Source organism: Roseixanthobacter pseudopolyaromaticivorans, from assembly GCF_043195145.2.
Lineage (GTDB): Bacteria > Pseudomonadota > Alphaproteobacteria > Rhizobiales > Xanthobacteraceae > NCEH01.
Map to the genome: position 1 here is coordinate 1,433,691 of NZ_CM195539.1, position 17,944 is coordinate 1,451,634.

A 17,944-nucleotide genomic window follows, 5' to 3' on the forward strand; every position below is an offset into this window, starting at 1 on the left:
GTCAGTGCAGGTTCGGCTGGGCGCCGACCCCCTTCTCGTCGATGAGATGGCCGGTTCGGAAACGGTCGAGGCGGAAGGCCGCATTCAGCGCGTGGGGCGCATCCTTGGCCAGCGTGTGCGCGAAGCACCAGCCGGAGGCCGGGGTCGCCTTGAACCCTCCATAGCACCAGCCGGCATTGAGATAGAGGCCCGGCAGATGCGTTTTGTCGATGATCGGGGAGCCGTCCATGGACATGTCCATGATGCCGCCCCAGTGGCGCAGGATGCGCAGCCGGCCGATGCGTGGGAACAGCGCCATTCCGGCTTCGCATACGTCCTCGATGACGGGTAGATTGCCGCGCTGGGCATAGGAATTGTAGCCGTCGATGTCGCCGCCGAAGACGAGACCGCCCTTGTCCGACTGGCTGATGTAAAAATGGCCTGCGCCGAAGGTGATGACCCCCGGCACCAGCGGCTTCAGCCCCTCCGAGACAAACGCCTGCAACACGTGGCTCTCGATCGGCAGGCGCATGTCCAGCAACCGCGTGAGCCGCGAGGTGGAACCGGCCACCGCCAACCCCACCTTGCCGGCGCGGATCGGCCCGCGCGTCGTCTCGACGCCCACCACGGCATCGTCTGCGCGCATGAAGCCAGTGACCTCGCAATTCTGAATGATGTCGACGCCCAGCTTGCTGGCCGCGCGGGCATAGCCCCACACCACCGCATCGTGTCGCGCCGTGCCGCCCCGCTTCTGCAGCAGGCCGCCTTGGATCGGGAAGCGCGCCTGATCGAAATTCAGGAATGGTGCCATGTCGCGCACCTGATCGCGGTCCAGCAATTCGCTGTCCGCTCCGTTCAGCCGCATGGCGTTGCCGCGCCGGGCATAGGCATCGCGCTGGGCGTCGGAATGATAGAGGTTCAGAACGCCACGCTGGCTGACCATGGCGTTATAATTGAGATCCTGCTCCAGGCCCTCCCACAGTTTCATTGACCATTCATAGAAAGGCTCGTTGCCCGGCAGCAGGTAGTTGGAGCGGATGATGGTGGTGTTGCGGCCGGCATTGCCGGAGCCGATATGCCCTTTCTCCAGCACCGCCACATTGCGGATGCCGTGCTCCTTCGCGAGGTAATAGGCCGTCGCAAGGCCATGGCCGCCGCCGCCGACCACGATCACGTCATAAGCGGGTTTCGGCGCGGCGTCGCGCCATGCCGGGGTCCAGCCCTTCTGGTCGTTGAACGCGTTGGCAAGGATGGAGAGGACGGAATAATGCGACATGCCGATCGGCTCACTCACGCGGACGAAACGCCCGTATGAGATTCCATACCGCAACTGAAAACGAGGCATGATATAATTATTGCTTATAGTATGGGAGCCGGCTTATGGCCTTGCGAGGCATCGTCCAGCGCGCCGAGCCATTGCCGTTCGATCTGCGGGTCCTGGAGATCTTTCTGGCGGTCTGCGAGCAGGGCGCGATGGCGGGCGCCGCCCGCCAAATGGGTCTGACCCAGCCAGCGGTGTCGCAGGCGGTCGCGGACCTTGAAGCACGCACCGGCGCCGTGTTGTTCGATCGTTCGGTGCGCCCCTTGGGCCTTACCCCGGCCGGCGGTGTGCTGCGCCAGCGGGCGAGCGCCTTGCTCTCCGAGGCTCGCCAAATTGCCCCCATGCTGCGGGAAACCGAGCATAGCCGCTTGCCGCTTCTGCGCGTCGGCTTGGTGGATTCCCTTTCCCGCGCGCTTGCAGCCCCTCTGGGCGTCCATCTCATCGCTTTGGCGGATCAGGTTTCCATCCTCTCCGGCCTGACGGCGTCCCATGCGTCGGCGCTGCTGACGCGGCAGATGGACCTGCTGCTGGCCCCCGACGAATTGGAGGAAATCGAAGGGTTGGAGCGATTCCCGCTGCTGACGGAGCCCTATATCCTGATCGCGCCCGCCGGCACGATGAGGCCAGCACGGGTTGACGACCTGATGGATCTGGCCGCTCGTTTGCCCCTGGTCCGGTTCTCGGCTCGGTCAAAGACCGGCATCGAGGTGGAACGGCACTTGCGCCGCCTGAAGCTCGACCTTCCGCGCCGTCTGGAATTCGACACGCCTCAATGCGTCACCGCCATGGTGGCGCAAGGGGGAGGATTTGCGGTGACGACGCCCCTCTGTCTCTTGGAGGCGGCGGTCGCGATGGAGCAACTGGCGTGCTGGCCGCTACCCGGCCCCGCCTTCCAGCGCAAACTGACCCTTATTGCGCGTCGCCAGGAACTCGGCCGCCTGCCGCGCGATGTGGCCGTCTTCTGCCAGGCACAGCTGGAAGAGACGTGCTGGCCCGTGCTGCGAGCGGCAATGCCTTGGCTCGGCGAAACCGCCCGCCTGCGTCCTTGAGGTCTTCGACCGAGCGGCCGCCGGTTTGCCCATTGCGTCGAGAGCCGTGTCAGTTGCACGACTCGCGGCGCACCGTCGTGGAATCGCCCATTCCATTTTCCCGATGGACGGTCTTCGACGAGCAATTGATCGAGCCCGTTGTGTCCGGATCGTGACGCTCGATGATCACCCGGTCGCGATCGTGATTTGACGCCGCGCCACCTGCCACTGCACCGGCGCCCGCGCCGACAGCCGCTCCGACCGGGCCGCCGACCACAGCGCCGGCCGTGCCACCTGCAACTGCACCAGCCGCGACTCCTTCTTCGCCGGCATAGGCAGAAGAGCCTGCCAGCAACGCCGCAAGGCTGATCGCATATAGGGTCTTCTTCATGGGAACCTCCTGTTGCATTCGCGAAAGCAACGGCGGGGTCCATCTTGGGTTCCCATTAGAAGGGGACCAGAAATACTATTATTCCAGCGATCCGGCCAAGGTATCGCTTCGGGAGGCCCGAAAATCCTCGGGCGAGACCGCAAAAGAAAAGCCCGGCGACAGCAGCGCCGGGCCATAGGGTCTGTTTCCTGGGAGCTGCTGGCTCTCAGATATCCAGCGTGGTTTCCCGCTCCCATTGGGTGAGATGGCGCGAATAGGCGTTCCACTCCTCCATCTTCAGCTTGACGAAGCCGGAGACGAAGCTCGGCCCCAGGCTTTCGGCGAGCACGGACGAGGTCTCCAGCGCCCGCAGCGCGTCCAGCAGGTTGAGGGGCAGCTTTTTCGCGCCCTCCACCTTGTGGCCGTCGGTGTACATGTTGATGTCGAGGCGCTCACCGGGATCGCGCGCATTGGTGATGCCGTCGAGCCCGGCCGCCAGAACCCCGGCTTGGAGCAGATAGGGGTTCGCTGCACCGTCCGCGAGGCGGAATTCGAACCGGCCGGCATCGGGAATGCGGATCATGTGGGTGCGGTTGTTGCCGGTATAGGTCACCGTGTTGGGCGCCCAGGTGGCACCGGAAATGGTGCGCGGGGCGTTGATGCGCTTGTAGGAATTCACCGTCGGGTTGGTGAGCGCGCAGAGCGCATCGGCATTGTGGATCAGGCCGCCGATGAAGCTGTAGCCCAGATCGGAGACCCCGAGCTTGCCGGCTTTGTCGGCGAAGGCGTTCTTGCCGTCCTTGTCCCACAGCGAAACGTGGCAATGGCAGCCCGAGCCGGTGAGATTGATGAACGGCTTCGGCATGAAGGTCGCGCGCAGGCCGTGCTTCTCGGCGATACTCTTGACCATGAATTTGAAGAACACGTGCCGGTCGGCGGTGACGAGGGCGTTGTCGTAATTCCAGTTCATTTCGAACTGGCCGTTGGCGTCCTCATGGTCGTTCTGGTAGGCGCCCCAGCCGAGCGACAGCATGGCGTCGCAGATTTCCTTGATGACCGGATACTGGCGCATCAAGGCGGACTGGTCGTAGCAGGGCTTCACCGCTGTATCGGCGGCATCGTGGATGCCCGTGCCGTCGGCGTTGGTGAGGAAGTATTCGCACTCCACGCCGCTCTTCATCTCGTAGCCGAGGGCGGCTGCGGCCGCGAGCTGGTTCTTCAGAACCGTGCGCGGCGCCTGCTCCACCAGCTTGCCTTCCATGTACAGGTCGGACGCGAGCCAGCCGATCTCCGGGTTCCAGGGCAGCTGGATCAGCGAGGTTGGGTCGGGGATCGCGAACAGGTCCGGGTCGGCCGGCGTCATGTCGAGCCAGGTGGCAAAGCCCGCGAATCCGGCGCCATCCTTCTGCATGCCGGCGATGGCCGATGCTGGCGCCAATTTCGCCCGCAGCCCGCCGAACAGGTCCACATAGGAGATCAGGAAATACTTGATGCCCCGTTCCTGGGCGACCTTTTCCAGATCGGCATCGGGGGCGAGGGCGGCGACTGCGGCGCGGCCATCGGCTTCGCGCATGGGTTCGGGCAAGCGGATCATGTCAAATCCTCTGGGAAGGTCTTGTCGTTGTGCTTCCGACGCGCCCCCGTGAAGGGGCGCCGGTCCGGTCGGGCGATCAGTAGGCGCCGCCCTTGCCGGGAATCCAGTTGGTGCCTGCAAGCGGCACGCCAGCCATGGCGGCCGATTCAACCGTGAGGGCGACGAGGTCCTCCGGCTCAAGATTGTGCAGATGGCTCTTGCCGCAGGCACGGGCGATGGTCTGCGCCTCCAGCGTCATGACGCTGAGATAATTGGCGAGCCGACGGCCGGCCTTGACGGGATCGAGCCGCGCCGAGAGCACGGGGTCCTGGGTGGTGATGCCCGCCGGATCCAAGCCCTCGTGCCAGTCGTCATAGGCCCCGGCGGTGCTGCCGAGAGCCTCGTATTCGGCTTCGTATTGCGGGTCGTTGTCGCCCAGCGCCACCAGGGCCGCCGTGCCGATGGCGACCGCGTCCGCTCCGAGTGCCAGCGCCTTCGCCACGTCCGCGCCATTGCGGATGCCGCCGGAGACGATGAGCTGCACCTTGCGGTGCAGGCCGAGGTCGCGCAGCGCCTGCACGGCCGGGCCGATGGCCGAAAGAATGGGCAGGCCCACATGCTCAATGAACACGTCCTGGGTTGCCGCCGTGCCGCCCTGCATGCCGTCGAGCACCACCACGTCGGCGCCGGACTTCACCGCCAGTGAAATATCGTAATAGGGGCGCGAGGCGCCGACCTTCACATAGATCGGCTTCTCCCAGTCGGTGATCTCGCGCAGTTCGCTGATCTTGATCTCCAGATCATCCGGTCCGGTCCAGTCCGGATGACGGCAGGCCGAGCGCTGGTCGATGCCCTGTGGCAGGTTGCGCATGGCGGCGACGCGGTCGGAGATCTTCTGTCCCAGCAGCATGCCGCCGCCGCCTGGCTTGGCGCCCTGGCCGATGACGATCTCGATCGCGTCCGCCTTGCGCAGGTCATTGGGATTCATGCCGTAGCGCGAGGGCAGATACTGGTAGACCAGGGTCTGGGAATGGCCCCGCTCTTCCTGCGTCATGCCGCCGTCGCCGGTGGTGGTGGACGTGCCGACCGCCGAGGCGCCGCGTCCCAGCGCTTCCTTCGCCTGCGCGGAGAGGGCGCCGAAGCTCATGCCGGCGATGGTCACAGGGGTCTTGAGGGTGATCGGCTTCTTGGCGAAGCGCGTACCAAGCACCACATCGGTGCCGCACTTTTCGCGATAGCCTTCAAGCGGATAGCGCGAGACGGAGGCGCCCAGAAAGAGCAGGTCGTCGAAATGGGGCAGCTTGCGCTTGGTGCCGGCGCCGCGAATGTCGTAGATGCCGGTCGCCGCCGCCCGCCGAATTTCCGACAAGGTGTGAGGGTCGAAGGTCGCGGAAAAGCGGGGCAGGGTGCGGGGGACGTTGGAGTGGGCGCTCATGATGGGATCGTCCTCACGCATCAATAGGCATCGACATTGTCGATGTGGAAATTGTAGAGCCGGCGCGCCGAGCCGTATCTTTTGAACTCGGACACATCGATGGAGCCGGAAAGACCTGCTGCTGCCAGTTTTTCACTGAGCAATTGCTTGTGCTCGTCGCGTAATTCCTTCTCGATGCAGTCGGCGCCGAGGCTCTTCACCGAGCCGCGCACGAACAGCTTGGCTTCGTAAAGGCTGTCGCCCAACGCCTCGCCGGCATCTCCGAACACGATGAGATTGCCGGACTGGCCCATGAAGGCGCTCATGTGGCCGATGGAGCCCTTCACGATGATGTCCACGCCCTTCATGGAAATGCCGCAACGGGCAGAGGCATTGCCGTCGATGCGCAGCATGCCGCCATGGGCCGTGGCGCCTGCCGCCTGGCTGGCGTCCCCCAGCACATGGACGAAGCCGCTCATCATATTTTCGGCGACGCCGACACCGGCATTGCCATGGATGATGATGCTCGCTTGCTGGTTCATCCCGGCGCAATAATAGCCCACGTGGCCCTCGACCTGGATGGTGAGGGGGGCATCTACGCCGGCTGCCAAAGCGTGCCGGCCATTCGGGTTCAGCACGCGCCAGAGCTTGGCGTTGGTCTCGCCGGTCGCCTTGTGCAGTGCGCCGTTCAGCTCGCGCAGCTCGCTCTGCGCGAGATCGAAGGTGATATCGGGGCTGAAGGCGTTCATGCGGCTCGGTCCCAGAAATAGACGGTGGCAGGCTCTGGCTCGAACACGCGGGCATTCGCGATGCCGGGCAGGTTCACCAGAGCGCGGTATTCGGAGGCGAAGGCCACATATTGGTCGGTCTCGGCCATCACGGCGGGCTTGCAGGCGATGGGATCGCGCAACACACCGAAGCCGCTTTCCGTGCCGACGACGAAGGTAAAGAAGCCGTCCAGATCCTTGAGGCCGGCTTCCAGCGCCTCGCCCAGGGTGGCGCCGTTCTTCATGCGCCAGGTGAGGTAGCCTGCGGCAACTTCGCTGTCGTTCTCGGTGGCGAAGGATATCCCCTCGCGCTTCAATTGACGGCGCAGATCGTTGTGGTTGGAGAGCGAGCCATTGTGCACCAAGCACTGGTCGGCGCCGGTGGAAAAGGGATGCGCTCCAGCGGTGGTCACCGCGCTTTCCGTGGCCATGCGGGTATGGCCGATGCCGTGGGTGCCGCTCATTTTCGGCAGGTCAAAGCGCTCGGCAACCTCGCTCGGCAGGCCGATCTCCTTGAAGATCTCCATGCGCGCCCCGGTGCCGACAATGGCGACCTCCGGGTGATGGGCCGCGAGCGCCGCGCGCACGGCGGCTTCCTGATCCGCCGGAACCTCGATCACTGCATGGCTCGCGCGCACCACGAGGCGCGGATCGCCGCCGACCACCACCGAGAGCGAGTGGGCAAGACCTTCGAAGTCATAGCCTTCCACGGCCCGCAGGGAGAGTTTCACGTGGTCCACCGCGCCGTTGCCATAGATGGCGAAGCCAGCGCTGTCGGGGCCGCGATCGGTCATCACGCACAGCATGGAGGAAAGCATTTGCCCAAGCTCTGGCTCGAGCTTGGGGTCCTTCAGAAAGATGCCGACAATGCCGCACATGGCTGAACTCCGGTGGCCGAAACATGGCCGTCTCCAGAGTGGTACGCCCCAAGCGGCGCCTCGTCAACGCGGGCGGAATAAAATTTTCCCTCTAGGAAAACGATGCCGTAGGGGAGGCTCAGCGCGGATCGCGGCTGTAGACGATCACCGAGAGGTAGGACATGGGCGTCACGATCAGATCCTCGGGACCATGGGCCGCGCCGGAATCGAACATCAGGGAGTCGCCCGGCCGCAGGTGATAGGTGCGGTCCGCGTGGCGATAGACCACTTCTCCGCTCAGCATATAGATGAACTCAACGCCGGCATGGCGAAACCCGGTATAGGTCGCCGCGTCCTGAGAAAGCGTGATAAGGTAAGGTTCAACCACGATATCGCCGCCCAGCCCATGGCCGAGCAATTCATACTGGTGGCCCACCTTGGTGCCACGCCGCTCGATGATGACGCCCTGGTGCGCGCGCACGAAGGAACAGTCGCGCCGCTCCTCAAAGGTGGAGAACAAGGTGGTGATGGGCACGTTCAGTGCCTTGGAGATCGCCTGGAGCGTCGCAAGGGAAGGGGAAATCTGCCCGTTCTCGATTTTGGACAGCATTCCCACCGAAATGCCGGCGGCGCCCGCAAGGTCGGAAACGGTGAGATCCAATTGCCGGCGGATGGCGCGCACCTGAATGCCGAGGGCATCTTCCAGGGTGCTGGCAATGGCTGCGGGAGCACCCGACCCGGTCTGATAGTCGACCACCTCGGCGGCCTCACTTGCGGCCTTCGTCTTGCGCTCTGCCACTCTCTTGCCCCTGGTCCCGCGGAAATGTGCACCATGTACATCTTCCCGTGTCTTGGGCGCGAAGGCTAGCGTTTCTGCGTGCGTCGCCCTGCGGGGCGTCCTGCACCGCCGAACGCGAAAGCGTCTCAGGCGGCAGAGCCATTGGATTGGGGAGGCGCGCCGCTCCCGCGTTGCAGACGGTCGAGGTGCTGGCGGATATGTGCGGCCTCGGCCGCCGAGGACGCCAGCGCGATGGCTTGGCCGAAGGCGATTCGCGCCTCGTCGCTGCGGCCAAGCTCCGACAGGAGGGCGCCCTTTAGCCCGAAGAAATGGAAATAGGCTGAAAGCCGTTGCCCCAGCGGCTCGATCATCGCGAGCGCCGCGCCGGGCCCGCGCACTTTTGAAACCGCCACGGCGCGATTGAGCGTCACCACCGGGGAGGGCTGGAGCTGCTCCAGCATGGCATAGAGGAGATCGATCTGGCCCCAATCGGTATCCTGCGGGCGTGTCGCCCGCGCGTGTAATGCGGCGATGGCGGCTTGTACCAGATAAGGGCCGGGCCGCCGATGGCGCATCGCCTTGTCGATCAGCGCGAGACCTTCCGCGATCATGGTCGGGTTCCACAAGGTGCGGTCCTGGTCGTCCAGCAGCACGATGGCACCGTCCGCATCCAGGCGCGCCGCCGAACGCGCATGCTGGAGTAGCAGCAAGGCGAGCAGCCCCATGACCTCCGGCTCGGCCTGGAACAGGCGCAGCAGCAGGCGGGCCAGGCGGATCGCCTCGTCGCACAGCGGGCGGCGCACTCCGGCGTCGGCACCGGTGGCCGAATAGCCCTCGTTGAACAGCAAATAGACCATGGCCGCCACGGCTGCGAGCCGTTCCGCGCGCTCCACCGCGCCGGGCGTCTCGAAGGGGACGCTGGCCCGCGCGATGCGGCTCTTGGCGCGGGTGATGCGCTGCTCCATGGCAGCATCGCTCACCAGGAACGCTCGTGCGATCTGCGGCACGCTGAGCCCGGAGACGATGCGCAGGGCGAGCGCGACCTGCTGCGTCGCCGGCAGTTCCGGATGACAGCAGATGAACAGAAGGCGCAGAACGTCATCGCGATAATGATCGCCGTCGAGCCGCTCGGCGAGGTCGTCCTCGGCGTCGCCGAGATCGGAGAGATGTTCCTCCGGCGGCAATGACGTGAGCTTGGCGCGCCTGCGGGTCTCGTCGATGCCGGAATTGCGACCGACCATGATGAGCCAGGCGGCGGGATCGCGCGGCGGCCCATTCTGGGGCCATGTGCGCAGGGCGCGCAGGCAGGCTTCCTGGACCGCTTCCTCGGCGAAATCGAGGTCCCGGAAATAGCGCAGCAGGGCCGCGACGGCCTGCGGGCGCGCGGCGGCCAGCGTCGAGTCGATCCAGGCGAGGTCGCTCACGCGCCTGCGCTCCCGGGGTGGAACAGCGCGATCGGCCGGATCTCATAGGCGCCGCCGGGATTGGCGCGACCGAGCTCGCGTGCGGCATCGAGCGCTTCTTCCAGCGTGTCGAACTCAACCACATAGAAGCCGAGCAACTGCTCCTTGGTTTCGGCGAACGGCCCGTCGATCACGAGGGGAGGGTCCTGGTCCTTGCGCAGCGTCGTGGCGGCCGTGGTGGGCAGGAGCCGTGCCACCGGGCCCAGGCGGCCATCCTTTTCCAATTTCTCATGAACGGTCATCAGCTTGGCCATGACCGCATCGTCTTCCTCCTTGGACCAGGAACAGACAACATCCTCGGAATGGTAGCAAAGAATAGCATAGAGCATCGGGCAGCATCCTCGTCCTGTCTAAGACGGGCAAGGTTACCCTCAGCCGACAGGTGCGCGGAATTAAAACCGGATTTCTATTGCCTGCCCCAAGGGAAATTTCGCGTGCAGGGGCCGGGCGACGGAACGCCAAACGCCCGCGTACGGCGAGGCCGCAGCAGGCATTGGACAACACGAAGGGATTGGAAATAAAAGCGGATCAGGCGCGCTTTTTGCCGATGGCGATGCTGGGCATCTGGACTGGCATGCCTTCCGGGCGCGGGATGAGGCGGATATCGCTTTCGAGCACCACGCGCTCATGCTTTTCGGCCGAGGCGCGCACGCGATAGGAGCATTCCCCCCGTTCGAAAGGCATCAGCGCAACGATATCGTATGCGCCCGCAGTAGCCCGGTAAAACGGACCGATGGAAAGCTCGACGTGATCGCCGAGTGAAAATTTATGAATTGACATGAAAATACTATACGCTCTTCACGTCCGCAGAGCTACGACTTTACCGATGTGAGGTCGTGTTTGTTTTGGGTCGCGTGGGGTGCCAGGCGCCTATTTTACGCGCGCGGTCTCACCGTTCGATTTTTCCGAGCGCGCGAGAGGGCAAGCCCGACAGAATGCGGGCTGTCGATCTGGTGGCCGAATTGTTGGGTTGCAAATGACAGAGCCCACAGATTTGCTGTCTGTCGCGTTTAAGTTCAGGCGTACCTTCATATTTGATCTGAGTGATGAACCGTTTTCTTGTGATCGTGGCTGGGCCGATCATCAGGCAATCCCCCGCCGTGCGGGTCTTCCCGGCTGCCTCCTTCCTATCCCGAGAGGACATCAGCCATGACACCTTTTATGTTGCCGCTGTTGACCGGAATCCTGTGTGGGCTGCGGACCATGACGCCGCTGGCCATGGTGAGCTGGGCCGCCGTCCTCGGCAGGCTTTCGCTGGATGGCTCGTTTCTTTCCTTTCTCGCCACGCCGGTCGCCGCATGGGTTCTCACCCTATTCGCCCTCGGTGAATTGGTCGCCGACAAGCTGCCTTTCACGCCGAGCCGCAAGGTACCCATGCAGTTCGGCGCCCGCATCGTCAGCGGCGCCGTCTGCGGCGCGGCCCTCGCGACGCCCGCGGGTCTGGCTTTGGCAGGCGCGGCGCTGGGCGTCGTGGGCGCGATCATCGGCACCTTGGGCGGCGCAGCCGTGCGCGGACGGCTTGCCGCGCGGTTCGGTCGCGACCTGCCGGCGGCCTTGATCGAGGATGCGATCGCCGTCTTCGGTGCGCTGCTGATCCTGGGGAGCCTGCAATGAACCAGAGCTTCGATGCCATCATCATCGGCGCCGGCCAGGCCGGTCCGCCGCTCGCCGGGCGCCTGACGGGGGCGGGCATGAAGGTGGCGCTCATCGAGCGCCATCTCATCGGCGGCACCTGCGTGAATACCGGCTGCATGCCCACCAAGGCCCTGGTGGCGAGCGCCTATGCCGCGCACATGGCCCGTCGCGCGGCGGATTTCGGGGTGATGGTGTCGGGCGACGTGGGCATCGACATGAAACGCGTGCATGCCCGCGCGCATCAAGTGACGATGAACGCGCGCAACGGGCTGACCGCCTGGATGGAGGCCATGGCTGGACTTACCCTGTTCCATGGCCATGCCCGCTTCGAAAGCCCGACGGCCGTACGGGTCGGCGACGATCTCCTCTCCGCGCCCCGCGTCTTCATCAATGTGGGCGGGCGTGCCCTGGTGCCGGACATGCCGGGCCTTGCCGATATCGATTATCTCACCAACACGAGCATGCTCGATCTCGATGTGGTGCCGCGCCATCTGGTGGTGGTGGGCGGCAGCTATATCGGGCTCGAATTCGCCCAGGCCTTCCGACGCTTCGGCGCCGAGGTGACGGTGCTGGAGAAGGGGCCACGCCTCGTCGCCCGCGAGGATGAGGACATCTCCGCCGAAATCGCGCGCTTTCTCAGCGCGGAGGGCATCGCGGTCCGCACCACCATTGATGTCCTCTCCTTTGCCAAGGACGGCGAAGAGGTTCGCGTCGAGATGGACGGCGATGGCGGGGCGGCCGAGGTTCGGGCCAGCCATGTGCTTGTGGCCATCGGCCGGGTGCCCAATACGGGCGATCTGGGGCTCGAGGCGGCCGGCATCAAACGAGATGAGCGCGGCTATATCCGCGTCGACGATCACTTGCAGACAAACATCAGCGGCGTCTGGGCGATGGGGGATTGCAACGGCCGGGGCGCCTTCACCCATACGGCTTACAATGACTTCGAGATCATCGCGGCCAATCTGCTCGACGGCGCGGACCGGCGACTGTCCGCCCGTATTCCCGCCTACGCTCTTTATACCGACCCGCCGTTGGGACGGGTTGGCATGAGCGAGGCGCAGGCGCGCGCGAGCGGCCGGCCGCTGCTGGTCTCCTCCCGTCCCATGGCGCGGGTGGGGCGCGCGGTGGAAAAGGGCGAAACCATCGGCTTCATGAAAATGGTGGCCGATGCGCAGACGAAACGCATTCTGGGCGCGGCCATCCTCGGCACGTCGGGCGACGAGGCGATCCACGGCATTCTCGACATGATGAACGCGGACCAGCCTTATGACGTCCTGCAATGGGCTGTGCCGATCCATCCCACGGTGTCGGAACTCATTCCCACGCTGATCGGCGATCTGAAGCCTGCATCCTGAGGGCTTTCCACGATATCTGCTGCATCGCATTATTTCGGTGGCGTTCGCTATTGCATTGCAGCAAAGGTGGCCTATCTCCCATCCAGATGGATGGTGTGGGGATGGTTGCGATGACGGCGCTGGTCAAGGACATTCGCCCTAAGGGGCCGGACACGGAAAAGATCACGATCAATCTGGGCTTTGTGGACCTCGGCCATATCGACCTGCTGGTCCGGGAAAATTTCTATTCCAACCGGACCGATTTCATCCGCACCGCGATCCGCAATCAGTTGGATCGCCATGCGGAAACGGTGCAGAAGTCGGTCGCGCGCAATCAGCTGGATCTCGGGCTGCGCCATTTCAGCCGCCAGGATCTGGAAAACGTTCAGGCCGCCGGCGAGCGGCTGGATATCCAGGTGCTCGGCCTTGCCGTCATCGCCCACGACGTGCCGCCCGAACTTGCGCGCGGCACGATTTCTTCCCTCCAAATCCTCGGCGCCCTCCAGGCCAGCCCGGCGGTGAAGGCGGCGCTGAGCGACCGCATGCGCTGATTTCTCTCCGCTCCGCCTGCGCGCAAGCTTGGGCCCCTATTTTGCTTCCAACAGGAAGGCGATCCGGCTGTGTCGGAAGCCTTTCAGTGCAGGACGTTATCAATGCATGTGCCCACCAAGATCGACATGATGGAGGCCACGCGGCTGACGCGGGAAGGCCGGCTGGAAGAGGCCATGGCCATTCTGCGCGGTGCCATTTCCGGGGAGCATCCGCAGCGCGCTGAGGCCGGTGCGCCCTCCAGGGGCCGCGAGGACATCAATCTGATGCCGAGGCACAATGGCACCACATGGGCTCTGCCCTTCGAGACCGCCCCGCCGGCCGCGCCTGGCGGCAAATCGGTGGTGGATTATCTTCCCGAGGCCCTGCGGGGCTTCCTCAGTCCCGAGGTCCCCACCGCGGAACCGGGGCAGAGCGGGACGTTCGAGGAGCATGTCTATTCCAACACCGCCGGCAGCCGCAGCTATAAGCTTTACGTGCCGAGCTGCTACCGTGGGCAGCGCCTGCCGCTGATCGTGATGCTCCACGGCTGCACGCAATCGCCGGACGATTTCGCCGCCGGCACGCGCATGAATGAAATCGCCGAGGAACATGGCCTCCTCGTCGCCTATCCCGCGCAGGTGCAATCCGCCAACGCCTCGAAATGTTGGAACTGGTTCAATGCCGCGGATCAGAAGCGCGGGCAGGGCGAGCCTTCGTTGATCGCCGGCATCACCCGGCAGGTGATGCAGCACTATGAGGTGGCGTCCGGCCGGGTCTATGTGGCGGGTCTTTCGGCCGGCGGCGCGGCCGCGGCCATCATGGGCACCGCCTATCCCGACCTCTATTCGGCCATCGGTGTGCATTCTGGGCTGGCGTGTGGGGCGGCGAGCGACATGTCTTCCGCCTTCATGGCCATGCGCCAGGGCAGCGCGGTGCCCTTTGTTTCCCGCACCCAGAGCGCACGCGACGGCGACGGCATCGTGCCGACCATCGTCTTCCATGGCGACCGGGACAACACGGTCCATCCCGTCAATGGCGATCACGTGGTCACCCAGTCGCGCGGTGGGGCGGAGCTGGACGAGGTGGTGACGGAGGGAAAAAGCCCTGACGGCACCAGCTACAGCCGCACCATCCTCACCGATCCGCGCGGCCGCGTGGTGCTGGAGCATTGGGTGCTGCACGGCCTCGGACATGCCTGGGCCGGCGGCAGCGCCAAAGGCAGCTTCACCGACCCGCGCGGGCCGGATGCCAGCCGCGAGATGGTTCGGTTCTTCCTCCGCCACGCGCACGCTGCCGCGGCGGAGTGAGGCGCCGCCGCCGGGCGGCACCGTTGTTTTTACGCCCCCTTTGGAAGGCGCATGCGGCCGGCCGATGCCTGGCTCGGCCGTAGCCGTGAAAAACATTCCTGCCGCAGGGGCCAGCGGCATTGATATGGGCTCGGGGCCCGTGGCTATATGGCGTCCGGCTTTCTTGCAGGCTGGTGCCCCATGACCACTTTGAACGTCGATCTCAGCACGCAACTGCAGCAAACGCTGGGACAGCAGGGCGTGTGGGCCTATTCGGTCTATTTCGATTCCAGCGGCGCCCCCCAATGGACCACCCTGGTGGAAAATGGCGCCGTCACCGCCAGCAGCTCCATCGTCTTGCCGGAGCCCTACAACAGCGGGAAGGTCTACTTTCTCGTCCAGAGCCAGGACAGTTCCCAGCCCTACGATCTCCAGACGCTCATCACCGGCGAGCAGGACATTTCGTGGAACAACGCCACGGCCTATGATTTCCGGTACGACAGCTTCGAAGTGACGCTGAAGAACCTGCCGGGCGACGTGGGCAACCTGACTTCGGTGGAAGGGTTTGGCCTGCCGATGCAGGTGGGCATTACCTATGGCTCCGGCGCTACCCAGACCGCGGACAGCCGCGGCTACGGCATCACCGGCACCAGCCTGTTCCAGGCGATCGCCGACATCAATTCAAGCAACACCTACGTTTTCGACTATACCAGCGGGCCGTTGCAGGGCGACCACCGCGCCGGCATCTCGCCGTCCCAGGCGGTCAGTCTCGGCACCCCCAACAGCTTCAGTGCCTCCGACTGGACCGGCTACGTCACGAGCCTTGAGACCGGTGTCGCGAACCAGCCCATCTCCATCGCCGGCTTCTTCAACGGCGCGCCGGATGCCAACGGCAATTGGCACAACGCCGGGTTCTTTTCCTATTCCCTGCAATGGGACGGCACGAACTTCTGGCTCGCTCCGGAATCCAGCAGCCAGATCCAGGGCTATATCAAGATTTCGCCCGCCAACCTGGAAAACAGTATCTATTCGACCCTGGGTTCGGTTGAAATCTATACCAACCAGACCGACGCGACGCCCTACCAGATATATGGCGACGCCTCGCCGGAGATGAACACGGGGGAGAACAACCAGTGGGGCGAGGTGCTCACGCAGTTCCTCACCGGGTTCACCGCCGGCTTCTACAACACCACCGGCCAGTCCTATAATTCCGCGATCACCACGCCCATCGATCTCAATTCCAACTGGAACTGGGACCCGACCTATGCCTTCGGAAAGAACCTGACCTCCGGCGTGACGCCGACCTATATGGATCCCTATTCGGAGATCTATTATTTCAACTCCAATTCCTACGGGTCCGGCTATTCCGACAATCTGATGAAGCAGTATAGCGTCGGCGGGCCGCTGATCTCGGTCTACGATCCTTCGCTGGGCACCAATGTCTCCACCATCAATTTGACCCTGTATGATGACGGCGAGCAGCCGCAGGGCTATATTCCGCCGGTCATCTACAATTATATCGCCCCCGGTTCGCAGGGCTATGCGCAGCCGGTATGGGTCGGCGACGGCACCAATATCGTGATGTCGTTCGCCAACCAGAACATGGTCCTGGCTGACGGCACGCCGATCACGCTGCAATTCTATGCCGGCGAGGTCGATTCCGTTCCCCAATGGAAGCAGGTGACGATCACGCCGCCGACGGGTTCAACCCTTTGGCAGAACTGGAACATCGCCTACGATTCCTCCACCGGCACCTATTCCGCCAGCGCGCAGGCGGGGTCTTCGCAGCCGGAAGGCAGCATCCTGATCAACAACATTCCCAAGGCCGCCGATGGCGTGGCCTGGTATCAGGTGCTGGTGGGCGAGGGCGACGCGCAGAAGACGTTCAACCTCTATACGACCATGTCAGGCTCGCAATTCCTCAATCCGGACTATACCGGGCAGGAGGGGAGCCTCGCGGTAGACGGGCTGGCCCTGGTGACGCCGCCCTCCTCGGGCGACCAGACCATTCCCACCTTCACCCTCAGCTTCGCCTATAGCGGCACGACCACGCTTGATCCCTCGCTGCTGGTGCAGAACACCAATGCGAGCTTCATCGCCACCTTGCCGGCGCCCAATGCGCCCGTGGCGGGGACCCTGGCAGGCGATGTCTTCACCGCCGCCGCCAATCAGGTCAACCAGGTCACCAACGCCATCACGGTCAGCGACGCCGAGGTGGCGTTCGGCTGGACCGGGCTGAATTCCGCCCCCGGCACCACCTCCTGGGTGTCCGGCTACACCAACAAGATCGGCGCGCTCAATGTGGCGCAGATCAGCTTCGCGGGGCAGGGGGTGAGCGGGCCGCAGCCGATCACGGCGGTCGCGGATATCGACGGCCAATGGTCCACCGCCGCCATGCAGCAGTTCGGCAATGGAACCTATGCCGTTACGATGCATGAATATTCCGCCTCCGACGCCGGCTTCACGACGCCGCTCGGCCCGGTTTCCAGCGCGCTTACCCTGACCGTCAGCGTCGCCGATCTGGCGCTTCAGGCGGCGGGCAACGGCGGGCTTTCGTTGGTAACGGACGGCACCACCACCGGCAATTGGGTGCGGCTCGATGTGCTGCATGCGACCCAGGCCAGCGGCGCCACCCTGCTGCTCTACGCAGTGGATTCCCACGGGCAGCTGGTCGGCCGTGACGGCGCGGTGGGCGGCAGCGTGACGCTTCAGGATGCGATCCTGGCGAGCGTGGGCGCCGCGCCGGACGATCACGGGGTCAATCTGCTCAAGGGCGGGCAATCGGTCTGGCTCGGGACCGGCGAGCAATTGCGCTTCGCGGTGCTCACCGGGGATCACATGCTCGACCCCACGCCCGCCGTGGATGTCACCAGCCAGCCGGGCGGCGGTCTGCATATCGCGGTCGCGGGGCTGGAACTCAATGCCACCACCGACAACACGCTGGCGGATGCGGCGGTGCTCGCCGGCAGCCAGCGCATGAGCGGCCTGCCGGTGGTTTATCTCCAGCATGGCGAGGCGCTCGATGTCCAGATCACCGGCAGCAGCGCCAACACCAATACCCTCGGCTTCGTGCATATCGACGTGGATGCCGCGACCGGCGACTGGAGCGTGGGCGGGGTGCCGGCGGGCAATACCGAGGCCTATATCGCGGCGGTGCGCAGCCATCTGGACCCGGGCCTGACGGCCACCAGCGGCGGGGCGTTCGACCAGGCCACCCATTGGACGGTTTCCGGCGCGACCGGGTTTTACGCGCCGGTGCTCCTCACGCCCTCGGGGGAGACCTTCGTGATCGGCGAGAACAATCCCGGCGGGCGCGAGCAGGTGCGCATGTATGGCGAGAACACCTTCGGGTTCGAGGATCTCGCCTACAACCAGGGCTCGGATTTCGACTATAACGACATGATCGTGCGGCTGACCCCGGCCTCCGGCCTGTTTCTTTGAACATAAGCTCCCATCCGGTTTGGAACCGGAAAATGTTTCACGTGAAACAATGGGTTAGGGAAGACGAACAGCGGTTTACTGGGGCTTCTCCGCGCCTCTTCTGCGGTTGAAACCCGCAATTCGGGCGAACGTTCGACGATGAATTTCGGCGAGCGGGACAATCCTGA

16 protein-coding genes are annotated in these 17,944 nt (G+C 64.5%); 6 read left to right on the top strand and 10 right to left on the bottom strand.

The features are described from left to right. Window position 1: 1 nt before the first annotated feature. Window positions 2-1,255 carry a sarcosine oxidase subunit beta family protein gene (locus tag V5F68_RS06925; RefSeq protein WP_394013907.1) on the bottom strand — a complete coding sequence of 418 codons (1,254 nt, stop codon included), beginning with the start codon at window positions 1,253-1,255 and terminating at the stop codon, window positions 2-4. Between the two features lie 104 nt (window positions 1,256-1,359). Between V5F68_RS06925 and V5F68_RS06930 the strand changes: the two genes are divergently transcribed. Then, entirely contained in the window at window positions 1,360-2,349 is a 990-nt protein-coding gene (locus V5F68_RS06930) for a LysR family transcriptional regulator (protein ID WP_394013908.1), read from the top strand. 49 nt (window positions 2,350-2,398) lie between these two features. Here the strand turns inward: V5F68_RS06930 and V5F68_RS06935 are convergent, their stop codons facing one another. From V5F68_RS06935 to V5F68_RS06975, 9 genes are all read right to left on the bottom strand, one after another. Beyond that, the gene (locus V5F68_RS06935; RefSeq protein ID WP_348846340.1) at window positions 2,399-2,719 is read right to left on the bottom strand and encodes a glycine zipper domain-containing protein; all 321 of its coding nucleotides are present in this window, start codon (window positions 2,717-2,719) and stop codon (window positions 2,399-2,401) included. A gap of 205 nt (window positions 2,720-2,924) precedes the next feature. Further along, window positions 2,925-4,271 (bottom strand): type III glutamate--ammonia ligase, encoded by a 1,347-nt coding sequence (gene glnT, locus V5F68_RS06940; protein ID WP_394013999.1) that lies wholly within the window; start codon window positions 4,269-4,271, stop codon window positions 2,925-2,927. Window positions 4,272-4,368: 97 nt separating this feature from the next. Beyond that, the gene (locus V5F68_RS06945) at window positions 4,369-5,706 is read right to left on the bottom strand and encodes an FMN-binding glutamate synthase family protein (protein WP_348846341.1); all 1,338 of its coding nucleotides are present in this window, start codon (window positions 5,704-5,706) and stop codon (window positions 4,369-4,371) included. A gap of 20 nt (window positions 5,707-5,726) precedes the next feature. Next, complete coding sequence (locus tag V5F68_RS06950; protein ID WP_394013910.1) at window positions 5,727-6,434, bottom strand: protein glxC; 708 nt, start codon at window positions 6,432-6,434, stop codon at window positions 5,727-5,729. Beyond that, a complete protein-coding gene (locus tag V5F68_RS06955; protein ID WP_394013911.1) occupies window positions 6,431-7,330 on the bottom strand; it encodes a class II glutamine amidotransferase in 900 nt (299 codons plus the stop codon). Before V5F68_RS06955 ends, V5F68_RS06950 begins: the two co-directional genes overlap by 4 nt. A gap of 118 nt (window positions 7,331-7,448) precedes the next feature. Then, a complete protein-coding gene (locus V5F68_RS06960) occupies window positions 7,449-8,108 on the bottom strand; it encodes a helix-turn-helix domain-containing protein (protein WP_348846344.1) in 660 nt (219 codons plus the stop codon). 125 nt (window positions 8,109-8,233) lie between these two features. Continuing rightward, complete coding sequence (locus tag V5F68_RS06965) at window positions 8,234-9,511, bottom strand: RNA polymerase sigma factor (RefSeq protein WP_394013912.1); 1,278 nt, start codon at window positions 9,509-9,511, stop codon at window positions 8,234-8,236. Next, window positions 9,508-9,879, bottom strand: coding sequence for a YciI family protein (locus tag V5F68_RS06970; RefSeq protein ID WP_394013913.1), 372 nt, complete (start codon window positions 9,877-9,879; stop codon window positions 9,508-9,510). The genes V5F68_RS06965 and V5F68_RS06970 overlap by 4 nt, the downstream gene beginning before the upstream one ends. Window positions 9,880-10,078: 199 nt before the next feature. Then, window positions 10,079-10,234 (bottom strand): hypothetical protein, encoded by a 156-nt coding sequence (locus V5F68_RS06975; RefSeq protein WP_348846347.1) that lies wholly within the window; start codon window positions 10,232-10,234, stop codon window positions 10,079-10,081. 465 nt (window positions 10,235-10,699) lie between these two features. Between V5F68_RS06975 and V5F68_RS06980 the strand changes: the two genes are divergently transcribed. From V5F68_RS06980 to V5F68_RS07000, 5 genes are all read left to right on the top strand, one after another. Continuing rightward, window positions 10,700-11,164, top strand: coding sequence for a DUF4126 family protein (locus V5F68_RS06980; protein WP_394013914.1), 465 nt, complete (start codon window positions 10,700-10,702; stop codon window positions 11,162-11,164). Then, window positions 11,161-12,540, top strand: coding sequence for an FAD-containing oxidoreductase (locus V5F68_RS06985; protein WP_394013915.1), 1,380 nt, complete (start codon window positions 11,161-11,163; stop codon window positions 12,538-12,540). Before V5F68_RS06980 ends, V5F68_RS06985 begins: the two co-directional genes overlap by 4 nt. 110 nt (window positions 12,541-12,650) lie before the next feature. Then, window positions 12,651-13,070, top strand: coding sequence for a ribbon-helix-helix domain-containing protein (locus tag V5F68_RS06990; protein ID WP_509274672.1), 420 nt, complete (start codon window positions 12,651-12,653; stop codon window positions 13,068-13,070). 102 nt (window positions 13,071-13,172) lie between these two features. Then, window positions 13,173-14,357, top strand: coding sequence for an extracellular catalytic domain type 1 short-chain-length polyhydroxyalkanoate depolymerase (locus tag V5F68_RS06995; RefSeq protein ID WP_394013918.1), 1,185 nt, complete (start codon window positions 13,173-13,175; stop codon window positions 14,355-14,357). Between the two features lie 180 nt (window positions 14,358-14,537). Further along, window positions 14,538-17,777 carry a hypothetical protein gene (locus tag V5F68_RS07000; protein WP_394013919.1) on the top strand — a complete coding sequence of 1,080 codons (3,240 nt, stop codon included), beginning with the start codon at window positions 14,538-14,540 and terminating at the stop codon, window positions 17,775-17,777. Window positions 17,778-17,944 lie beyond the last annotated feature (167 nt).